This is a genomic window from Agrobacterium sp. SOY23 (genome assembly GCF_027212525.1).
GTDB classification, from domain to species: Bacteria; Pseudomonadota; Alphaproteobacteria; order Rhizobiales; family Rhizobiaceae; genus Agrobacterium; species Agrobacterium tumefaciens_I.
The window spans coordinates 64564-83872 of record NZ_JAPWDT010000003.1 but is presented as its reverse complement, the minus strand read 5'-3'; the positions used below and the strand labels follow the sequence as shown (position 1 = coordinate 83872).

Below are 19309 nucleotides of genomic sequence, written 5' to 3'. Positions count from 1 at the left end.
TCCCGCCCTATCTCACGCCGTCGGAAAAATCTTCGCCCGGCGGATGATGACCGAGCCGCGATCTCCGGCGGCTACGTCGTTTTCCGGCGGTACGTCGAATTCCAGGCGGTCGCCGCCATCGGTGCTGGCGATCACCCGGCGCTCGCCGGCGCGGTCGAGAACACGCTCCACCGAGGCCGGAATGCCCTCATGCAGATCCTCCCATTCGAGATCGCCTGGGCGGGCATAGATATCGACGGCGCCATCGCCCTGGGCATAGGAGAAGGGCAGCTCATTATCGCCGACATAGACCTTACCGCCGCGCGCCACGCCGGACACCCGGTTGGCATCGCCGAGAAAACGCATGACGAAAGAACTGTTGGGCTGTCGGCACACCTCTTTCGGCGTGCCCTGCTGCACGATTTCGCCCTGATTGAGAATGACCACGCGGTCGGCCAGATCGAGCGCTTCTTCCTGGTCATGGGTCACGAAAATCGTGGTGATGCCAAGCGAATCGTGAATTTCCCGCAGCCAGCGGCGCAGGTCGCGACGCACATTGGCATCCAGCGCCCCGAAAGGTTCGTCCAGCAGCAGCACCTTGGGATCGACCGAAAGCGCACGCGCCAGCGCCACGCGCTGCCGCTGCCCGCCGGAAATCTGCGCCGGAAAACGGTCGCCGAGGCCATCGAGCTTCACCAGCCGCAGCAGTTCCTCGACGCGGGCGTCAATCGCCGCCCTGTCGCGCTTCACCTTGGACACCTTCATGCCGAAGGCAATGTTTTCACGCAGCGTCATATGCGGGAACAGCGCATAATGCTGGAACACGAAACCGACGCCGCGGTCTCGCACCGGAATATTGGTGGCGTCCTCGTCCCCGAAAAAGATGCGGCCGCCATCGCTATATTCGAGACCGGCGACCATGCGCAGAATCGTCGTCTTGCCGGAGCCGGAAGGACCGAGCAACGCCAGAAGCTCGCCGCTTTCGATATCCAGCGAAACATCGCGCACGGCGCGGAAGGTATCGAAGGTCTTCACCACATTTTCGAGGCGGATTTTCATGGGGATCAGGTCTCCGTGGCGATGGCGGCATCGCCGTTGGTCTTTTTGGCACCGCGCCCGGCGCCGCGCCGTTCCAGCGCCACCTTGGCGATGATAGTGACCACGGCAAGCAAAGCGAGGATGGAGGCCGACGCAAAGGCGCCTGCCGTCTGGTAGTCATGATAAAGCAGCTCGATATGCAGCGGCAGCGTATTGGTCTGGCCACGAATATTGCCCGATACGACCGATACCGCGCCGAATTCGCCCATCACGCGGGCATTGCACAGCACGACACCGTAAAGCAGCGCCCATTTGATATTCGGCAGCGTCACCGAAAAGAAGGTGCGCCAACCGGATGCGCCAAGCGACGTCGCAGCCTCCTCGAGATCACGGCCCTGCGCCTGCATCAGCGGGATGAGTTCACGCGCCACGAAAGGTGCGGTCACGAACATCGAGGCGATGACGATGCCGGGCAGAGCAAAAAGAATCTTGATGTCATGCGCATCGAGGAACGGCCCGAACAACCCCTGCAGACCATACACGAAGAGATAGGCGACACCGGCGACGATCGGGGAAATCGAGAAGGGTATCTCGATCAGCACCAGCAGGAAACGCCGGCCGGGAAAATCGAACTTGGTGATGGCCCAGGCCGCAGCAACTCCGAAGGCCGTATTGACCGGCACGGCGATCAGCGCCGTCAGCACCGTCAGCATGATGGCGTGGCGGGTGTCGGGATGGGTAATGGTGGCCGAGTAGGCCTTCCAGCCCTGCGAAAAGGCTTCGACACCGATGATGATGAGCGGCGCCACGACCAGCAGCGCACCGATGATGAGCACGAAGGCGATCAGGCTGCGGCGAACGAGAGGCGCGTCGCCGACGCGCGGCGGCTTGCGGTGTCGGGAAACGGTGCTCATGCCTCAGCTCCTCACCGTATAACGCAACGCCCGCGCCTGAAGATAGTTGGTGACCGCCAGCATCACGAAGGCGGTGATGAGCAGCACGGAGGCAATGGCGGCGGCGGCCTGATAATCATATTCCTCCAGCCGGATGAAGATCAGCAGGGCGGTGATTTCCGTCGAGAACGGCTGGTTGCCGGCAATGAAGATGATTGCCCCGAATTCGCCAAGGCTGCGGGCGAAGGAAAGCGAAAGACCGGCCAAAAGCGCCGGTGTCAACAGCGGCAGGATGACCTTGCGGAAAATTTCGAGATCGGAGCCGCCGAGCGACTGCGCCGCTTCTTCCAGCGCCGGATCGAGATCTTCCAGAACCGGCTGCACGGTGCGCACGATAAAGGGCAGGCTGGTAAAGGCCATCGCCACCATGATGCCGAGCGGCGTATAGGCCACCTTGATGCCGAATTGCGAAAGCACCGAGCCGAACCAGCCATTGCCCGCAAACAGCGTCGTCAGCGCAATGCCGGCAACGGCAGTGGGCAGTGCAAAAGGCAGATCGACAATGGCATCAACGATACGCCAACCGGGAAAGCGGTAACGCGTCAAAACCCAGGCAAGCGCCAGCCCGAAAATCACGTTGAACAGCGTGGCAGCCAGTGCGCAAAGCACGGTGACGCGGTAGCTGGCAACCGCGCGCGGCGAAGAGATGATCGACCAATATTCGGAAGGACCAAGGCTCGCCGCCTTGAACACCAGGGCCGAAAGCGGCAGCAGCACGATGATGGCGACGTAAGTGAGGGTAACGCCAAGGGACAATTTCAGCCCCGGCAGAACATTCCGCTTCAAACCCCGCCCCCATTTCATCAAAAAGCGACCCGGCAGTTTCCCGCCGGGCCTTTTACCTGTCGTATATCGTCGTGATTAACGGCTGCCGTAAAGCGTATCAAGCGTCGCGCCGGATGCAAAATGCTCTTTCTGGATTTTGTCCCAGCCGCCGAAAACATCATCGACGTTGACGAGACGAATGGCCGGGAACTTGTCCTTGAACTCGCCGACGACCTTTTCATCATGAACGCGGTGACCGAATTCGGCGGCGATGCGCTGGCCTTCTTCGGTATAGAGGAAATCGAGATAGCTCTTCGCCAGATCGCGCGAACCGCGCTTGTCGACGACCTTGTCCACCACGGCTACCGGGAATTCGGCGAGCAGGCTGACGGAGGGCACGACGCCTTCCACCTTTTCGGCGCCATATTGCTTGGCAATGCCGCGGGTCTCGGCTTCGAAGGTGATCAGCACGTCGCCGATTTCGCGCTCAACGAAGGTGGTGGTGGCGGCGCGGCCTCCGGTGTCGAAGACCGGTGTGTTATCGAAGATTTTCTTGACGAATTCCTGAACCTTCTTCTCGTCGCCGTTGAACTTCTCCTTGGCGTAAGCGGTGGCGGCGAGATAGGTGTAACGGGCGTTACCCGAGGTCTTCGGATTGGGGAAAACCACCTTCACGTCATCGCGGGCAAGATCGTCCCAGTCCTTGATACCCTTGGGGTTGCCAGCGCGCACCAGGAAGGACGGGAAGGAATAGAACGGCGAAGCGTCGTTCGGGAAATCCTTTTTCCAGTCGGCGGAAACGAAACCCTGCTTCACCAGAAAATCAACGTCGGTGACCTGATTGAAGGTGACCACATCAGCTTCCAGTCCCTCGACAATGGCGCGCGCCTGCTTGGAAGTGCCGGCATGCGACTGATCGACCGTGACACCCGGATGCTGCTTGATGAACGCCTCGTTCTCGGCCGCAAAAACTTCGCGGGCAACATCATAGGACGCGTTGAGAATGGTGGTCGGAGACTGCGCCTGCGCCGCACCTGCAAAAAGAGCGGCAATGGCAGTACCGATAATGAGAAGACGTTTCATGAATACCCCCGGCAATTCGAATGGTGCTCAACATAGCGGGCGGCGGCTATAGCGACGAGAAACAGCCGTGCTTTGCGGAGGCACGGATTGGAAATTTCGCCCAAAGAATTTGAGTTCAAAAGGCGATGATTTCATATGGCGCAGGAAGCCGGATTTCTTTTGCGCCGGGCTAAAGACGATGCTCGGGAAACAGATTGCCGGAATGCGCGGCAAGATAAGGTGCAAGGTCCTCCTCACGCACCTCTTCCAGCTGCGCCGGTCGCCAGCGGGGATTGCGGTCCTTGTCGACCAGAGCCGCACGCACGCCTTCGTAAAAATCGTGCTGCCGCAATATCTCCGTGCCGGCGGCGAATTCTCGCTCCAGGCACTCGATCAGGCTCGCGCTTTCCCGGCCGAGGCGCAGCAACTTCAGGGTCAGTTTCAGACTGGTGGGAGAGCGTTTGCGCAGGACTTCGAGGGTCTCGCGTGAAAAAGCATCATCACGCGCCGAAAGCGCGGCGAAGATTTCCTCGACCGTGTCGAAGCGGAATGTCGCATCAATGATATCCCGGTTTGCGGCCAACACACCTTCGCCCGCATCAATGGCAGAGGAGGTTATCGCCGCCTCGACACCTTCGATATCAGCAGCCTGCGACAGAGCCCGCACCAGCGCATCGAGACGTTCGGAGGGTATGCAATAATCGGCAAAGCCGGCATAGACGGCATCGGCGGCGGTGACCGTGTTGCCGGTCAGCCCCAGCCAGGTGCCGCATTCGCCGGGCGCTCTCGGCAGAAGCCATGAACCGCCGACATCGGGAAAATAACCGATACCCGTTTCCGGCATGGCGAGCCTTGTCCGCTCGGTAACGATGCGGTGGCTGCCATGGGCGGAAATGCCAACACCGCCGCCCATGACGATGCCGTCCATCAAGGCCACATAGGGCTTGCCGAAACGGGCGATGCGATAGTTGAGCGGAAATTCCTCCCGCCAGAAATCCAGCACCTGCGGGTCACCGGCCTTGCCGAGATCATGGATGATACGGACATCGCCGCCGGCGCAAAGCCCTCTTTCGCCTTCTCCCCTCAACACCACGCAGGGAATGGCCGGATCGTCCTCGAAACGCTGAAGTGCCTGAAACAGGGCGCGTACCATCGGCAGCGTGAGGCTGTTGATGGCCTTCGGTCGGTTGAGGCTGATGATGCCGGCCGCTCCTCCTGTCTCGACGATGACCTCAGTTTCCACTTCCCTTGCCAGTTCCAAGACCGCCTCCTCCGCTGCCATGCATCCGCCCATCTTGGCGGCCTTGGCGCAATCACGCAACGTTGATCTTGTGTTGCGGGAACGTCTTTCGCCAAAACGGCTTTGAAGGGGAGAAAATGCCGGAAATCCTCTTTCGCAATGCAGCATGTTTGCTTGACGCCCGGAAGATCATGGCATGTAATGGGCTCTGGAAATGCCGGCATTGATTCCTGTCGAGCGTGTGCCGGACCAAGCGGAATGTCGCCTTCTCAAAGGCGCTGTAAACAGCAACGGGAGACGAGCATGCAGGTTTCGGAACACGAATGGATCAGCAAACGGGCATATACACTCTGGGAAAAGGAAGGCCACCCCCATGGGCGCGACGCGCAGCATTGGGAACAGGCCAGGCATGAATTTTCGCTGCTGAAGACATCAGAAGCGACGAAACCCGCCACGCGCAAGAAGGCTGCTCCCAAGGCCGCTGATGCTGACGCCGCCGCACCCGACGCGGAAGTCCCGGCGAAACCCAAGACCCGCACCCGCAAGGCCGCCGCGAAATAAAAGGCTCGCAAACCTGAGCTGAAGCCGCGAATGAAAAAAGCCCGACGAAATCTCGCCGGGCTTTGCCTGTTTAGCGGGGGTCGCAACCCGGATCACCGATCCGGCAGCCGTCCCGAAGATTTTCCGAAGCCGGCGCGCGACGTGGGTCATCCCATTGCCGACGCTCTGGAGGAAGCCGACCACCTTCAGTCTGATTCTGCTGACGATCACGATTGCGGTCGCGGTTTTCATCTTCCCAACGGCGGCGGTCGTCATCGCGACGCGGCCTGTCCTGATTTCGGTCACCCTGGTTCCAGTCGCCGTAACGACGTTCCCAGCGCCCGTCATTCGGGCCACCCTGACGCGGGTCGCGCCATTCATCACGGCGCCCGTCACGCCAGTCGTCCCGGCGACCATCACGCCATTCGTCGCGCGGACGCGGGCGATCCCAGCCGGCACTCGGGGGTGGTGCGTTCCAGTAACCGCCGGACGGCGGCGGACGACGCCAGCGGTCACGCTCGCGGTAAAAGTCGCGGTCGCGATAATAACGGTCCCAATAACGACCGGCTTCAAAGGTGATCACGGGAACGCCGAGATCGCGATAGTAACGCGGCTCGACGTAGACCCGGTTTTGCCGGAATGTCGTCTGGATGTAACGACCGGCGACCCAACCGCGACCATTGACAAAAGAGACGTCGCACCACGGCGTATCGGACAGGCAGCCGTGCACCGTCAACGGTGCACCAACCGGGATCACGACAACAGCCGGATAGGCGGTGCTCGGGCCGGAGCGCATATTCACATTCGCGGTGGCGAAACCGCGTGTCGCAGCTTCGGCAAGTGCCGGCGCAGCGAGCATCGCCACCAGCGCAATTGCGCCAAATAGTTTTTTCTTCACTTCTTTCTCCTCAAGCAAAGGCCCGCTTTGCCCTTGTCGGCATCCATCGTATTCGATGGACGAGCATGCATTCCGCATACTGCCACGATCGGAAAATACGCGTTCCTCCATGAACGCAGCATGAAACAAATGAGGTGCCGTATCAGTTCCACCTGCGGCAATGAGCCCCCGACAATTTGCCGCCGGAATGGTCCGCCGGTCTTGACTTCGGGGGGCAATCATCCGACTTCAATGCAACAGCAATATGGAGCAGAACCATGCGCGAAACCGCACAGACGACCGTCGACCAGAGCGAGGTGGATCGCTTCTCCGCGATGGCTGCGGAATGGTGGAGCCCGACCGGCAAGTTCCGCCCGCTGCACAAGTTCAACCCGGTGCGCCTTGAATATATCCGCAACCGCATCTGCGAGAATTTCGGCCGTGACTCGAAAGCACACCGCCCGCTGGAGGGATTGCGCGTGCTGGATATCGGCTGCGGCGGCGGCCTTCTGTCCGAACCCGTCGCCCGCATGGGCGCCACCGTGGTGGGCGCCGATCCCTCGGAGAAAAACATCGGCATCGCCTCCACCCATGCGCGGGAAAGCGGGGTCAGCGTCGATTACCGCGCCGTGACCGCCGAACAGTTGCAGGAAGCCGGCGAGACCTTCGACGTCATCCTCAACATGGAGGTGGTGGAGCATGTGGCCAATGTCGATTTCTTCGTCACCACCTGCGCGAAAATGGTGCGCCCCGGCGGGCTGATGTTCGCCGCCACCATCAACCGCACCCTGAAGGCACGGGCACTGGCAATCTTCGCCGCCGAAAACGTGCTGCGTTGGCTGCCGCGCGGCACCCATCAATATGAAAAGCTGGTCCGCCCGGAAGAGCTCGAGCGGCCGCTGGTGGCCAGCGGCATGGATATCATCCACCGCACCGGCGTCTTCTACAACGTGCTGCAGGATCGCTGGAATCTCTCGCCAGACATGGATGTCAATTACATGATGCTGGCGAAACGCGCGCCGTAACAATCCTCGTATATTCTTCTGACCTGTTCTTGCGGATGATCCTTGTCGAGCAATTATTGACCGTAAGTCAAAAATTGACTATAAGTCAATTCCACCATAACGGGTCGGCAAAATGAGCGGCACTTCGAGAAAACAGCGCGAATTCGTCAGGCGGGAACAGGATATTCTCGACACTGCGCTGCGATTGTTTGATCAGGAGAATTGGCAGGCGGTCAGCATTGAAACGATCGCGAACACCTTGGGCATCGCAAAGGGCACGATCTACAACCACTTCGACAGTAAAGACGAGATATATGCCCGTCTGGCGCTCACTTTTTTCCAGATGGAAAACGCCAAGCTGCAACATTTGCGTCACCGAAACGCGGACCCCGTTGCTCAAGTGAAGGACATCCTCCGGATATTTTGGGAACGTGTCGACGCGCCGCCGCAAATGCAGCGTCTCGTCCAATATGTCTGGCGCAAGGACTTTCTGGAACGCCTCCGTCCCGAGACCCACGCTTTGCTGCAGGAGACGGACCATGTCGTAAACCAGACCATTGCCGCTATTGCGGCCGAGGGCGTCAAGGCCGGTATGTTCCTTGATAAACCCCTGCCGCTATTGCTTTTTCCAGCACAGGCCACGCTTGCGGGCGCCCTGCAGCTCGCCTTTAATGGATATATTCCAGACAACGACAAAAACGCGGCGCTGGAAGCGTTAACCGACGCAGTCCTAGCCGGACTGACCTGCAGTCAAACAACAACGGATTGAGCGGCAGAGGGATTTCATGACTTTGGCGATAAACCGTAACCGATTTTTGATGGCAGGTTCCGTCGCCGGACTGGCGCTGAATGGCATGAACATGCTCAAAAATGCGATCGTTCCAGCTTTTGGTAACCGTTGGGCTGCTGCATTGGAACATCTGGGAATTGATCTACCAGGCCAGATGCAAAACCCGGTTTCGCTCATCCTGTTTCTGGCGATCAGTACCGTCTACGGTTTTTTTGCAGCATGGCTTTACGCCGCGGCAGTGCCGCGCTTTGGAGAGGGCCTGCCAACCGCCCTTCGCATCGGCGTGGCATTGTGGATGATCGGTTATCTCGCACCGATGGCAGGCTATGCGTTGCTGGGATTGTTTCCAATCTCCCTTGTCCTGTTCAGCGCACCGTTCAGTCTTGTCGAATTCTCACTATGTGCCATCCTTGTCAGCATGATCTACCGTGATCATCCACAACCAACGAGATTCTAAAACTCAATTGACATCATCAGGCAGCGTCGGCAGCGGCGCGATCTCGATACCCTCGTCCAGCAAGGCCTTGGCTTCCTGCGCCGAGGCATTGCCGATGATGCCGCGTTCATCCGCCTCGCCATAATGGATCTTGCGGGCTTCCTCGGGAAACTTGTCGCCGACATCTTCCGCGTTGGCGCGAATATTGGCGACGGCGTCGCGGATTTTCGCAAGCGCTTCTTTTCTGGCGGCATCCATGGCCAGCGTCTGGCGTTCGTCTTTCTTGCGGGCGGTGGAGACCGAAGGCGCCATCAGGAGCTTGGAGACCTGCAGGGAATTGCAGACCGGGCAGGACAGGAAACCGCGCTGCAACTGATTGTCGAAATCGTCGCTCCCGGAAAACCAGCCTTCAAACTCATGGCCCTTTTCACAGGCCAGCGCATAACGGATCACGCCGCCTCACCTCCGGCAGGTTTCAGGGGAATAACGGTGTCCAGCCCAAACTCGCGGGCATTGCGGAGATTGGGGATTTTGCCGCGCGCAGTCGCCACCAGTGCGGTATCGATGTCGGCGAAGATGATCTCTTCCCCGGCACCGCCGGCAATCGCCAGAACCCTGCCCCATGGGTCGATAATGATGGAATGGCCGTAGGTCTCGCGCCCGTCCTCATGCACGCCGGCCTGAGCGGCGGCGATGACGAAAGCACCGTTTTCAATGGCGCGGGCGCGCAGCAGAATTTCCCAATGGGCTTCCCCGGTCTGGCGGGTGAAGGCGGCGGGAACCGTCAGGATTTCGGCACCGGCGAGTGCTTCCGCCCGGAAAAGCTGCGGGAAACGCACATCGTAACAAATCGCGAAGCCGAACTTCGCCAGCGGAATTTCCGCAACGCGGGCCGCGGCACCCGGTTCATAAGCGGCGCTTTCACGCCAGCTCTCGCCATTGTCGAGATCAACGTCGAACATGTGAATCTTGTCATAGCTGCAGATGCGCGAGCCGTCCGGTGCAAAGAAAAATCCGCGATTGGCGATCTTGCCATCCGGCCGGGCAATTGCAGTCGAGCCCACATGCACATGAATGCCGAGTTCGCGCGCCAGCCGCGCGGCGGTCGCAACGATGATATCGCCATCATCGTCACGCAACTGGGCACGAAGCGCCTGCCTGTCCTTCTGGATCGCGCCTGTCATTTCCGGGGTCTGAACGTAGACAGCCCCTTTGGCCGCGGCGGCACGCACCAGCCGTTCCATATCGGCGGCGTTCTTCGCCGGATCGACACCGGAGCGCATCTGAATGGCCGCAGCCTTGAAACTCATCACGTCCTCCATAAATCGGGCCGATCAGGCAGCCAGCATCGCATCCAGTTTGCCGGCGCGTTCGAGCGCGTGCAGATCATCACAACCGCCCACATGCTGGCCATTGATGAAGATCTGCGGGAAGGTCGTCCCGCCGGATTTTTCCATCATTTCCTGCCGGTATTCCGGCGTGGTGGTGGCGTTATATTCGGCATAATCCACGCCCTTGCTGTCCAGCAGTGCCTTGGCGCGTGCGCAATAACCACAAAAATCCCGCGTATAGATCGTCACCGGTACCATGTTTTCAAAACCTCGCAAACGTGCGGTAAAACGCACGATAAAGTCATGTCATTCAGGTTTCATATAGGGCCGGAAATGGCCATTGCAAAGGTCAAAACTGTCACATCCACGGCACCCGCCTTGCGCAGGGCGCGGCTTGCCGCGCCGACCGTTGCGCCGGTGGTATAGACATCATCCACCAGCACCACGCGCTTGCCGTAAACATCGGCCTCGCGGCCGGGTGTCAGGGAGAACGCGCCCCGCACATTGTCCCGCCGGGCGAGCGCCGAAAGCCCCACCTGCCGTTCGGTCGGCTTCACGCGCAGCAGCGTGCCGGCGAGCAGCGGCTTGCCGGCGGCCCTGGAAAGATGCCGCGCCAGCTCGGCGGACTGGTTGAAGCAGCGGCGCAGGAAACGGTTGCGATGCAGGGGAACCGGCACGATGCAATCGCATGCTGCGACCGTTCCGTCACTTGCCCGCAGCATCCACAGCGCCATCAGCCGGGCAAGATCGGTCCGGTCCTGATATTTCAGCCGGTGCACCAGCTTGCGGGCGGTGCCCTCGTGGCTGGCGACGGCGCGCAGGCGGTCAAACGGCGGTGGTTCGGCAATGGCCTGCGCGCTCACGACACCTTCCCCGTGATCCCGTGCGAAGGGAATGCCCAGAACCTCGCAAAAAGGGCGATCGATAAAGGCCACATCCCGCCAGCAATCGGGACACAAAGCCCCCTCGCCGCCGGTCAGGCGATTGCAGCCCGCGCAGGTCGGCGGGTAAACCAGCCGGAAGATCGGGCGCAGCATGTCACGCGCCGCCGCCGGTACGACGGCAGACTTCGACAGCAACCCCGAAAACAGATCGTCACCAGCACCCATGAGGTTGACTTTAGCGTCGAACGGGTGCCTTTGCGAGGGCGATACCTTCCGGCCCGATGCCGGAAAAACAATGCCCGAAGCGGCATGACAGCAACGATACGGCCCGCCCATTCCGAAGGCACAGAGGCCGAGCAGGCAAGACGATGGATATTCTCTTTGACGAGGCCCTGATCGAACAAAACCGGCGCCGGGCATGGAACCGGCGCGATGACAAGGCCCTGTTTCTTCTCGACATGGCAGCCGAAGAACTGGCCGACCGGCTCGCCATCGTCGAGCGCAAATTCGAGACGGCCATCGAACTGCACGGCGGAACGGGCGTTACCGCCCGGCGGCTGGCGGAGACCGGCAAGGTGGATGCCATCCACCGTATCGAAACCGACCGCGGTTTTGCAACGGATGAGAACATTCCCGAAGCGGCCTCCATGGAGCATCTGCCGCTTGAGGAAGCCTCCGCCAATCTCATCGTTTCGCCGCTTGCCCTGCACCTGACCAATGACACGCCCGGTGCGCTGATCCAGATACGGCGGGCATTGAAGCCGGACGGCCTGTTTCTCGGTGCCATTCCCGGCAACGGCACCCTGCAGGAGCTGCGTGACGTGCTGCTGACCGCAGAGGCGGAGTTGACCGGCGGTGCAAGCCCGCGCGTCATTCCCTTTGCCGATGTGCGCGATGTCGGCGCGCTTTTGCAGCGTGCAGGTTTTGCACTTCCCGTTACCGATGCGGAAACTTACACGGTGCGTTACGACTCGATTTTTCCGCTGATGCGCGACCTGCGCGCCATGGGCATGGCCAATCCGCTGGCAAGCCGCAGCCGCAAACCGCTCAACCGCGCCTTTTTCCTGCGGGCGGCAGAGCTTTACGCCGAGCGTTATTCCGATCCGGACGGGCGAATAAGGGCGACATTTTCCATCATTTATGTGTCGGGCTGGGCGCCGCATGAGAGCCAGCAGAAACCGCTGAAGCCCGGCTCGGCCAAGGTGCGCCTTGCCGACGCCTTGAAGACCACCGAGGTGAAACTGTCCTGATCTTCAGAGCCCGTGGCTTCAGAAGTCGGCGAGAGTATCGGCGATGAACTGAAAGGCGGTGTTGATATTGCCGCTGATCGCGCTTGCGCCGCCGATAATGGCGGCGGAAATCAGGCCGATGATCAGGCCATATTCAATGGCGGTCGCACCGTCTTCATTGTTGCAAAATCTGATAAAGGAATGCAGCACGATAATATGTCCAATCCGCCATCCGTTGCGTTCCGGCAGCCGGCATCGGCTTGTTAAAACCAGTTCCATCCTAAGTGGCCAATGTGAGAAATCCGTTACCCGCGATGGTAAACGATCAGCAACCGCTCTCGTTGCTGTAACCCGTGACCACGCAGGGCATCTCCGGCATCGGCTGGGTGATGCTGCGGCGGATGGAATAGGTCTTGCCGACATCGGTCTTCTTGATGGAGCCGGTGCTGATCATGTCGTAATTGTCTGGAAACTGCGCCACGCGTGTGGAGGATTTCCCGGCAAGCATGGGGGTGATGATCAGGGAGAGCGCGATGACCGCCGTGCCGAACAGCAGCGCCACATTGAGCGCGCCGGTGCGACGGGATTTGTTGGAATACAAATGACGACCTTCCACCGTCTTCCAGAAATCCTCGTTCATGACCAACCTCGTATCGCGCAGTTTACCGCTTCTTTAGCTTAACAATCTGCCAGAGGGTGCTGAACGATCTCTTAACGAAGCCCCGTTTTGGCACGGCAAAGCAGTGGAAGAAGGGCGTTTTCACGAAGCTGTGACGGGGACAGGCGGGATGGCCCGAAGGGCCCTCCCGATTTTACAGCAAATCCTGAAGGAAGGGGATGAGCGGCTCATCGGCCGGCGGCATGGGATAATCGCGCAGCGCCTGGGGTTTGACCCATTTCAGCGCCTGCCCTTCCCGGCCATGGGCGATGCCCTCATAACGGCGGCACACATAAAGCGGCATCAGGAGATGGAAGGTTTCATAGGTGTGGCTGGCAAATGTCAGCGGCGCGAGGCAGGCGACCTTGGTTTTGACGCCCAGTTCCTCGTCCAGTTCACGGACAAGGGTTTCCTCGGGCGTCTCGCCATGCTCCACCTTGCCGCCGGGAAACTCCCACAGCCCCGCAAGCGACTTGCCTTCCGGCCGCTGTGCCAGAAGAATACGGCCATCCTGATCGAGAAGCGCGCAGGCGGCGACCAGCAGAATTTTTTTGCCCGCCTCGCTCATTTTTCAGCACCCTTGCGCCAGTAGCGGTAACGATAGGCTTCGGTGAAACCGAATTTCTCATAAAGCGCGATCGCCGGCACATTGGTGGAAACGACCTGCAACCAGGCGGTTTTTGCGCCGCTGATCCTCGCCCAGCGCAACGCCGACGAGAGAATCTGCGTAGCAAGACCCTTCTTGCGCTGTGACTTTTCGACATCGAGCGAAATGATGCCGGCAAGATCATTATCCTGCACGCAGATCACGGTGGCGAGCGGGCTGCCCTCCACTTCCTCATTGATGAAGAGGCCAAGCGTCGGCTTGATGGAACTGACGATTTCCGCGATTGCCGGGCGCAGCGCCGGATCGCCATCGCTGACCTTGATGCTCGCTTCGACAAAACGACCGATATCATGGCTTGGCAGGCTGACCAGCGTTTCCGGCAGTTCCATGCTGGAGAGATCGGCCGTCATGACCTTGACCTCTTCGAACACGGACCAGCCATCCTCGACCAGGAAATCCATAAGCTGTGGCGGCATCAGCGTCGTTTCACGCACCACCAGCGGCCGGCCGAAATCCTCGAAACGCTTGCGCGCCTTTTCCAGCCGCACCGCGCTGTTGCCGTAATCGGAGGGATCGAGCGGCACCACGCAGTTGATGCGCTTGGAGGGATGCGAACCCGTGAGGCGGATCTGCCAGCTGCCGTCATAGATCACTGATGAGGCAGGCCATGCCCGGAAGCTGACGGCTTCCAGACGGCGAACCAGCGGCAGATTGACGGCACTTTTTTCCTGCATTCTCTTCGGCTCCAACGGTCAGCTCCGGTAGTCGCCGTTGATCGCAACATATTCCTTGGTCAGATCGCAGGTCCAGACCGTGGCCGTGCCATTGCCGAGACCAATATCGACCTTCACCGGAATGTCTTCCAGACGCATCACCGCGCTGGTCTCCGCTTCGGAATAGTCCGGGTCGCGCTCACCATTCACGGCCACGCGCACGCCGCCGAACCAGATGGCGAGACGGTCGCGGTCGGCCATTTCACCGGATTTGCCGACGGCCATGACGACGCGACCCCAATTGGCGTCTTCGCCGGCAACGGCAGTCTTCACCAGCGGCGAATTGGCGATGGAAAGGGCGATCTTCTTGGCGGCGGTATCATTTTCCGCACCGGTGACGGTGACTTCCACCATCTTGCGCGCGCCTTCGCCGTCACGGACCACCTGCAAGGCAAGGTCTTTCAAAAGATCGTTCAGCGCAGCGCGGAAGGAGGAAAGGCGCTCGTCGTCGGCGCTCGTCACCTTCACCTGGCCGTCTTCAGCGGCAGCACCGGTCGCAAACAGCATCAGTGTATCGGACGTGGAAGTGTCACTATCGACCGTCACGGAATTGAAGGTCGGGCCGACACCGGCCGAAAGCAGGGACTGCAGGGCGGCAGGCGCAATATCGGCGTCCGTCACCACGAAGGAGAGCATCGTCGCCATGTCGGGTGCGATCATGCCCGCACCCTTGGAAATACCGTTGATCGTGACGACCACGCCGCCGATCTCGGCGGTGCGGGTCGCGACCTTCGGATAGGTGTCGGTCGTCATGATCGCCTTGGCGGCTTCCTGCCAGAAATCGGCTTCCGCCCGAACGTTCATATCGCCGAGAACACCGGCAAACTTGCTGGCATCCAGCGGCTCACCGATCACGCCGGTCGATGCCAGGAAGACCTCGCCTTCGAAGCAGCCGACAGCAGCGGCGGCGGATTTCGCCGTCAGCTCGGTCGCGGCCTTGCCCTTGAGGCCGGTAAAGGCGTTCGCGTTGCCGGAATTGACCACCACCGCACGCGCCGCGCCGCCGCCGAGATTGGCGCGGCAGAAATCGACCGGGGCAGACGGGCATTTCGACTTGGTGAAGACGCCAGCGACACTCGCCGGCTTGTCGAACACCATCAGGAGAACATCCGTGCGGTTCTTGTACTTGATGCCGGCGGCGGCCGTCGCCATGCGCACACCGCGCAGCGCGGGCATGTCGGGATAGGATTTCGGAGCGAGCGGGGAAACGGCAACGGACATGGGAAGCGCCTGAAATTCTGGAAAGGGAGGGTCTGGGAATGCCTGAGATGAAACGGGGCGGCCCATAGCCGCCCCGTAACCTGAATTTTTACTGCTGCGGCTGAGCCTGCTGTTCCTTCGTGGCTTCGTCGTAGCCCTTCTTCAGCGTCTCATCCATGATTTCGATCTTCTGGTCAGCCTTTGCCTTCTCGATGAGGGCAACGTATTTGTCACGCATGACAAGCTGACGAACCTGCGGTTCGACCTGCTCGAAAGCCGGCGGCGGAGCGATACGCTTGTCTTCCAGCTTGATGACGTGGAAGCCGAACTGGGTCTTCACCGGGGTCTTGGTGTAGGCGCCCTTTTCGAGGCCGAAAGCGGCTTCTTCGAATTCCGGCACCATGCGGCCCTTGCCGAACCAGCCGAGATCGCCGCCATCATCCTTGTTGGAATCGGTCGACTTTTCCTTGGCGAGTGCGGCGAAATCCTTGCCCGAATCAAGCTGCTTGATGATGTCCTTGGCTTCGTCCTCGCTGGCGACGAGGATATGCGCGGCCTTGATTTCTTCTTCCTGCGGCAGGGCTGCGACTTCCTTGTCGTAGCGGGCCTTCACCTCGTCATTGGTGACGGCATCGACCACATGCTTGCGGAAATAGGCGTTGTGCAGCTCACGGTCCTTGATGAATTCCATGCGCTTCTTGAAATCTTCGGTCTTTTCCAGGCCTTCGGCGCCGGCGTTCTTCACCAGAAGCTTGACGTCGATCGCGCCGGAAAGGGCAGCGACCTTCTTCTGCTCGTCGGGAAGCTGCGCGAGCTGCGGGTCGAGATTGCTCATGGCGAGGTCGAGTTCGGACTGGTGGATTTCCAGATCGCCGACCTTGGCGACAACCTTGTCTTCCTGCGCGAAAGCCGGAAGCTGGAGGCCGAGCGTGGCCACAATCACCGCAGCCGCAATTTTATTATAGCGCAACATTTTGAACCTTTCGGGGGCAATGCCGGCTCCAGACATGGTTTCCGGCTCTGAAAAAACTTCCAAACACCGGATTGTGGCCATTCTGTAACGGGCAGAACCGTTGACATCATTTGCCCCCCCTCTTATCTGTCACGCAACCTCGCGTCCAGATACGTTGAAGGGCGAAGTCCGTCATTTGTGCTGAAAACAGCGTGACGGAGAAAAGCGCCCGGCATAACGGAATTTCAGAAAGGGCCAGTAAGATGGTCAGTCTCGGCGGAATAGCCCGCAAGTTGTTCGGTTCGGCAAATGATCGCCGCGTCCGCTCCTATAAAAGCAAGATCGCAGCCATCAATGCGCTGGAAGAGGCCACCAAGGCGCTCTCCGACGAGGCGCTGGCGGCCAAGACCGCCGAGTTCCGCCAGCAGCTGGCAGATGGCAAGTCGCTGGACGACATTCTGATCCCGGCTTTCGCCGTCGCCCGCGAAGCCTCGCGCCGCGTGCTGCACATGCGCCCCTTCGACGTACAGCTGACCGGCGCGATGATTCTACATGGCGGCGCCATCGCCGAAATGAAGACCGGTGAAGGCAAGACGCTGGTGGCGACCCTTGCGGTCTACCTCAATGCGCTCGCCGGCAAGGGCGTGCATGTCGTCACCGTCAACGACTATCTCGCCAAGCGCGACGCCGCCACGATGAGCAGGCTCTACGGCTTCCTCGGTCTCTCGACCGGCGTTATCGTCCACGGTCTCGACGACGACCAGCGCCGCGAGGCCTATGCCTGCGACATCACCTACGCAACGAACAACGAACTCGGCTTCGATTATCTGCGCGACAACATGAAATACGACCGCGCCCAGATGGTGCAGCGCGGCCATAACTACGCGATCGTCGACGAAGTCGACTCGATCCTGGTCGATGAGGCGCGCACGCCGCTCATCATTTCCGGCCCGCTGGACGACCGTTCCGACCTTTACAACACCATCGACGCCTTCATTCCGCTGCTGACGCCGGAAGATTACGAAATCGATGAAAAGCAGCGCTCGGCCAACTTCTCCGAAGACGGCACCGAAAAGCTCGAAAACCTGCTGCGGCAGGCGGGCCTTCTGAAGGGCGAATCGCTTTACGACGTCGAAAACGTCGCCATCGTCCACCACATCAACAACGCGCTGAAGGCCCACAAGCTCTTCACCCGCGACAAGGACTACATCGTCCGCAACGACGAAATCGTCATCATCGACGAGTTCACCGGCCGCATGATGCCGGGTCGCCGTTATTCGGAAGGCCAGCACCAGGCTCTCGAAGCCAAGGAAAAGGTGCAGATCCAGCCGGAAAACCAGACGCTGTCCTCCGTCACCTTCCAGAACTATTTCCGCATGTATGAAAAGCTGGCCGGCATGACCGGTACGGCGGCGACGGAAGCGGAAGAATTCGGCAACATCTACGGCCTCGACGTCATCGAGGTGCCGACCAACCTGCCGATCCAGCGTATCGACGAGGACGACGAGGTTTACCGCACCGGCGAGGAGAAGTTCCAGGCGATCATCACCGAGATCAAGGCGGCGCATGAGCGCGGCCAGCCGGTTCTCGTCGGCACGACCTCGATCGAAAAATCGGAATTGCTGGCCAATCTGCTGCGCCAGACCGGCTTCACCGATTTCCAGGTTCTGAACGCCCGTTACCACGAGCAGGAAGCCTATATCGTTTCGCAGGCCGGGGTTCCCGGCGCCGTCACCATCGCCACCAACATGGCCGGCCGCGGCACCGACATCCAGCTCGGCGGCAACATCGACATGCGTCTGGAGCGTGAGTTGGAAGGCATGGAGCCGGGTCCTGAGCTTGACGCAAGGGAGCAGGCCATCCGCGCCGAAATCAAGGTGCTGAAGGAAAAGGCGCTTGCCGCCGGCGGTCTTTACGTCATCGCCACCGAACGCCACGAAAGCCGCCGTATCGACAACCAGCTGCGCGGCCGTTCCGGCCGTCAGGGCGACCCCGGCCGTTCGAAATTCTACCTCTCGCTTCAGGATGACCTGATGCGCATCTTCGGCTCCGAGCGCATGGACTCGATGCTGCAGAAGCTCGGCCTGAAGGAAGGCGAAGCCATCGTCCATCCGTGGATCAACAAGGCTCTGGAACGCGCCCAGAAGAAGGTCGAAGCCCGCAACTTCGAGACCCGCAAGAACCTTCTGAAATATGACGACGTGCTGAACGACCAGCGCAAGGTGATCTTCGAGCAGCGCCTCGAGCTGATGGAAGCCGACAATATCGGCGAGACCGCAGCCGATATGCGTAACGAAGTGATCGAAACCCTCGTCACCAAGCATATTCCCGAAAATGCCTATGCCGAACAGTGGGACATTGCGGGCCTGAAGGCCGGCATCGCCCAGTTCCTGAACCTCGACCTGCCGGTGGAGGAATGGGCCAAGGAAGAAGGCATCGCCGAGGACGACATTCTTCAGCGCGTCACCGAGGCGGCCGACAAATATGCCGCCGAACGCGCGGAACGTTTCGGCCCCGAGATCATGACCTATGTCGAACGCTCTGTCATTCTCCAGACGATCGACCATCTGTGGCGCGAACATATCGTCAACCTCGATCACCTTCGTTCCGTCGTCGGTTTCCGCGGTTACGCCCAGCGCGATCCGCTGCAGGAATACAAGGCCGAAGCCTTCGAACTCTTCCAGGCGCTGCTCGCCAATCTGCGCGAGGCCGTCACCGCCCAGCTGATGCGTGTGGAACTGGTGCAGCAGGAACCGCAGCAGCCGGAACTGCCGGAAATGACCGCGCATCACCTCGACCCCAACACGGGTGAGGACGAGATGGCACAGGGCATGCAGGCCGCGCCCGTCGCTTTCGTGCCGGCCGAGGAACGCGACCCGAACGACCCCGCCACCTGGGGCCGTATCGGCCGCAATGAAATGTGCCCATGCGGCTCCGGCAAGAAATACAAGCACTGCCACGGCGTCTACGAACAGGCCTGAGCTGTTCCGG

22 protein-coding genes are annotated in these 19309 nt (G+C 60.2%); 6 read left to right on the top strand and 16 right to left on the bottom strand.

All coding sequences use genetic code 11. From position 1 onward, the window contains the following. Positions 1–12: 12 nt before the first annotated feature. The 5 genes from O3S81_RS09305 to O3S81_RS09285 form a co-directional block, all read right to left on the bottom strand. Positions 13–1038, bottom strand: coding sequence for a sulfate/molybdate ABC transporter ATP-binding protein (locus O3S81_RS09305; protein ID WP_269342597.1), 1026 nt, complete (start codon positions 1036–1038; stop codon positions 13–15). A gap of 5 nt (positions 1039–1043) precedes the next feature. Next, on the bottom strand, positions 1044–1931 hold the full coding sequence (cysW, locus tag O3S81_RS09300; RefSeq protein WP_269342596.1) for a sulfate ABC transporter permease subunit CysW: 888 nt from the start codon (positions 1929–1931) through the stop codon (positions 1044–1046). 3 nt (positions 1932–1934) lie between these two features. After that, positions 1935–2774 carry a sulfate ABC transporter permease subunit CysT gene (cysT, locus tag O3S81_RS09295; RefSeq protein WP_269342594.1) on the bottom strand — a complete coding sequence of 280 codons (840 nt, stop codon included), beginning with the start codon at positions 2772–2774 and terminating at the stop codon, positions 1935–1937. 57 nt (positions 2775–2831) lie between these two features. Further along, on the bottom strand, positions 2832–3818 hold the full coding sequence (gene cysP / locus O3S81_RS09290; RefSeq protein ID WP_269342592.1) for a thiosulfate ABC transporter substrate-binding protein CysP: 987 nt from the start codon (positions 3816–3818) through the stop codon (positions 2832–2834). A 169-nt stretch (positions 3819–3987) separates the two neighbouring features. Beyond that, positions 3988–5079 carry an enoyl-CoA hydratase/isomerase family protein gene (locus tag O3S81_RS09285; protein WP_442864896.1) on the bottom strand — a complete coding sequence of 364 codons (1092 nt, stop codon included), beginning with the start codon at positions 5077–5079 and terminating at the stop codon, positions 3988–3990. A 261-nt stretch (positions 5080–5340) separates the two neighbouring features. Between O3S81_RS09285 and O3S81_RS09280 the strand changes: the two genes are divergently transcribed. Continuing rightward, the gene (locus O3S81_RS09280; RefSeq protein WP_269342588.1) at positions 5341–5598 is read left to right on the top strand and encodes a DUF2934 domain-containing protein; all 258 of its coding nucleotides are present in this window, start codon (positions 5341–5343) and stop codon (positions 5596–5598) included. 70 nt (positions 5599–5668) lie between these two features. On the opposite strand, the gene O3S81_RS09275 is transcribed toward O3S81_RS09280, so the two are convergent. After that, positions 5669–6475, bottom strand: coding sequence for an SH3 domain-containing protein (locus O3S81_RS09275; protein ID WP_269342587.1), 807 nt, complete (start codon positions 6473–6475; stop codon positions 5669–5671). 257 nt (positions 6476–6732) lie between these two features. On the opposite strand from O3S81_RS09275, the gene ubiG reads away from it, so the two are divergent. From ubiG to O3S81_RS09260, 3 genes are all read left to right on the top strand, one after another. After that, positions 6733–7479 carry a bifunctional 2-polyprenyl-6-hydroxyphenol methylase/3-demethylubiquinol 3-O-methyltransferase UbiG gene (gene ubiG / locus O3S81_RS09270; RefSeq protein ID WP_269342585.1) on the top strand — a complete coding sequence of 249 codons (747 nt, stop codon included), beginning with the start codon at positions 6733–6735 and terminating at the stop codon, positions 7477–7479. A gap of 112 nt (positions 7480–7591) precedes the next feature. Next, positions 7592–8227, top strand: a complete 636-nt coding sequence (locus O3S81_RS09265; protein WP_269342583.1) for a TetR/AcrR family transcriptional regulator — start codon at positions 7592–7594, stop codon at positions 8225–8227. Positions 8228–8243: 16 nt separating this feature from the next. Beyond that, positions 8244–8705 carry a hypothetical protein gene (locus tag O3S81_RS09260; protein WP_269342581.1) on the top strand — a complete coding sequence of 154 codons (462 nt, stop codon included), beginning with the start codon at positions 8244–8246 and terminating at the stop codon, positions 8703–8705. Between the two features lie 3 nt (positions 8706–8708). On the opposite strand, the gene O3S81_RS09255 is transcribed toward O3S81_RS09260, so the two are convergent. From O3S81_RS09255 to O3S81_RS09240, 4 genes are read right to left on the bottom strand one after another with little or no spacing between them, the layout of a single operon-like run. After that, on the bottom strand, positions 8709–9137 hold the full coding sequence (locus tag O3S81_RS09255; protein ID WP_269342579.1) for a DUF1178 family protein: 429 nt from the start codon (positions 9135–9137) through the stop codon (positions 8709–8711). Then, positions 9134–9994, bottom strand: a complete 861-nt coding sequence (locus tag O3S81_RS09250) for a carbon-nitrogen hydrolase family protein (protein ID WP_269342578.1) — start codon at positions 9992–9994, stop codon at positions 9134–9136. Before O3S81_RS09250 ends, O3S81_RS09255 begins: the two co-directional genes overlap by 4 nt. Before the next feature lie 24 nt (positions 9995–10018). Beyond that, complete coding sequence (grxC, locus tag O3S81_RS09245) at positions 10019–10273, bottom strand: glutaredoxin 3 (RefSeq protein WP_269342576.1); 255 nt, start codon at positions 10271–10273, stop codon at positions 10019–10021. Between the two features lie 59 nt (positions 10274–10332). Then, positions 10333–11124 carry a ComF family protein gene (locus tag O3S81_RS09240; RefSeq protein ID WP_269342574.1) on the bottom strand — a complete coding sequence of 264 codons (792 nt, stop codon included), beginning with the start codon at positions 11122–11124 and terminating at the stop codon, positions 10333–10335. A gap of 143 nt (positions 11125–11267) precedes the next feature. Between O3S81_RS09240 and O3S81_RS09235 the strand changes: the two genes are divergently transcribed. After that, on the top strand, positions 11268–12149 hold the full coding sequence (locus O3S81_RS09235) for a methyltransferase domain-containing protein (protein ID WP_269342572.1): 882 nt from the start codon (positions 11268–11270) through the stop codon (positions 12147–12149). Positions 12150–12167: 18 nt separating this feature from the next. Here O3S81_RS09235 and O3S81_RS09230 read toward each other — a convergent pair whose 3' ends face one another. The 6 genes from O3S81_RS09230 to O3S81_RS09205 form a co-directional block, all read right to left on the bottom strand. Next, on the bottom strand, positions 12168–12338 hold the full coding sequence (locus tag O3S81_RS09230; protein ID WP_269342570.1) for a Flp family type IVb pilin: 171 nt from the start codon (positions 12336–12338) through the stop codon (positions 12168–12170). Positions 12339–12453: 115 nt separating this feature from the next. Continuing rightward, positions 12454–12768 (bottom strand): hypothetical protein, encoded by a 315-nt coding sequence (locus O3S81_RS09225; RefSeq protein ID WP_269342568.1) that lies wholly within the window; start codon positions 12766–12768, stop codon positions 12454–12456. A gap of 172 nt (positions 12769–12940) precedes the next feature. Further along, positions 12941–13354 (bottom strand): 8-oxo-dGTP diphosphatase MutT, encoded by a 414-nt coding sequence (gene mutT, locus O3S81_RS09220; protein WP_269342567.1) that lies wholly within the window; start codon positions 13352–13354, stop codon positions 12941–12943. Further along, a complete protein-coding gene (locus tag O3S81_RS09215; RefSeq protein WP_269342565.1) occupies positions 13351–14127 on the bottom strand; it encodes a GNAT family N-acetyltransferase in 777 nt (258 codons plus the stop codon). The genes mutT and O3S81_RS09215 overlap by 4 nt, the downstream gene beginning before the upstream one ends. An 18-nt stretch (positions 14128–14145) precedes the next feature. Then, on the bottom strand, positions 14146–15387 hold the full coding sequence (gene argJ, locus O3S81_RS09210; protein WP_269342563.1) for a bifunctional glutamate N-acetyltransferase/amino-acid acetyltransferase ArgJ: 1242 nt from the start codon (positions 15385–15387) through the stop codon (positions 14146–14148). Between the two features lie 88 nt (positions 15388–15475). Further along, complete coding sequence (locus tag O3S81_RS09205) at positions 15476–16339, bottom strand: peptidylprolyl isomerase (RefSeq protein ID WP_269342561.1); 864 nt, start codon at positions 16337–16339, stop codon at positions 15476–15478. Positions 16340–16581: 242 nt separating this feature from the next. On the opposite strand from O3S81_RS09205, the gene secA reads away from it, so the two are divergent. After that, the gene (gene secA / locus O3S81_RS09200) at positions 16582–19299 is read left to right on the top strand and encodes a preprotein translocase subunit SecA (RefSeq protein WP_269342559.1); all 2718 of its coding nucleotides are present in this window, start codon (positions 16582–16584) and stop codon (positions 19297–19299) included. The last annotated feature ends 10 nt before the right edge of the window (positions 19300–19309 follow it).

Excerpts from the sequence above, each read along its gene's own strand:
- O3S81_RS09305 (WP_269342597.1), bottom strand. The coding sequence starts at position 1,038 with ATGAAAATCCGCCTCGAAAATGTGGTGAAGACCTTCGATACCTTCCGC.
- cysW (WP_269342596.1), bottom strand. The coding sequence starts at position 1,931 with ATGAGCACCGTTTCCCGACACCGCAAGCCGCCGCGCGTCGGCGACGCG.
- cysT (WP_269342594.1), bottom strand. The coding sequence starts at position 2,774 with ATGAAATGGGGGCGGGGTTTGAAGCGGAATGTTCTGCCGGGGCTGAAA.
- cysP (WP_269342592.1), bottom strand. The coding sequence starts at position 3,818 with ATGAAACGTCTTCTCATTATCGGTACTGCCATTGCCGCTCTTTTTGCA.
- O3S81_RS09285 (WP_442864896.1), bottom strand. The coding sequence starts at position 5,079 with ATGGCAGCGGAGGAGGCGGTCTTGGAACTGGCAAGGGAAGTGGAAACT.
- O3S81_RS09280 (WP_269342588.1), top strand. The coding sequence starts at position 5,341 with ATGCAGGTTTCGGAACACGAATGGATCAGCAAACGGGCATATACACTC.
- ubiG (WP_269342585.1), top strand. The coding sequence starts at position 6,733 with ATGCGCGAAACCGCACAGACGACCGTCGACCAGAGCGAGGTGGATCGC.
- O3S81_RS09265 (WP_269342583.1), top strand. The coding sequence starts at position 7,592 with ATGAGCGGCACTTCGAGAAAACAGCGCGAATTCGTCAGGCGGGAACAG.
- O3S81_RS09260 (WP_269342581.1), top strand. The coding sequence starts at position 8,244 with ATGACTTTGGCGATAAACCGTAACCGATTTTTGATGGCAGGTTCCGTC.
- O3S81_RS09250 (WP_269342578.1), bottom strand. The coding sequence starts at position 9,994 with ATGAGTTTCAAGGCTGCGGCCATTCAGATGCGCTCCGGTGTCGATCCG.
- grxC (WP_269342576.1), bottom strand. The coding sequence starts at position 10,273 with ATGGTACCGGTGACGATCTATACGCGGGATTTTTGTGGTTATTGCGCA.
- O3S81_RS09240 (WP_269342574.1), bottom strand. The coding sequence starts at position 11,124 with ATGGGTGCTGGTGACGATCTGTTTTCGGGGTTGCTGTCGAAGTCTGCC.
- O3S81_RS09235 (WP_269342572.1), top strand. The coding sequence starts at position 11,268 with ATGGATATTCTCTTTGACGAGGCCCTGATCGAACAAAACCGGCGCCGG.
- O3S81_RS09225 (WP_269342568.1), bottom strand. The coding sequence starts at position 12,768 with ATGAACGAGGATTTCTGGAAGACGGTGGAAGGTCGTCATTTGTATTCC.
- mutT (WP_269342567.1), bottom strand. The coding sequence starts at position 13,354 with ATGAGCGAGGCGGGCAAAAAAATTCTGCTGGTCGCCGCCTGCGCGCTT.
- O3S81_RS09215 (WP_269342565.1), bottom strand. The coding sequence starts at position 14,127 with ATGCAGGAAAAAAGTGCCGTCAATCTGCCGCTGGTTCGCCGTCTGGAA.
- argJ (WP_269342563.1), bottom strand. The coding sequence starts at position 15,387 with ATGTCCGTTGCCGTTTCCCCGCTCGCTCCGAAATCCTATCCCGACATG.
- O3S81_RS09205 (WP_269342561.1), bottom strand. The coding sequence starts at position 16,339 with ATGTTGCGCTATAATAAAATTGCGGCTGCGGTGATTGTGGCCACGCTC.
- secA (WP_269342559.1), top strand. The coding sequence starts at position 16,582 with ATGGTCAGTCTCGGCGGAATAGCCCGCAAGTTGTTCGGTTCGGCAAAT.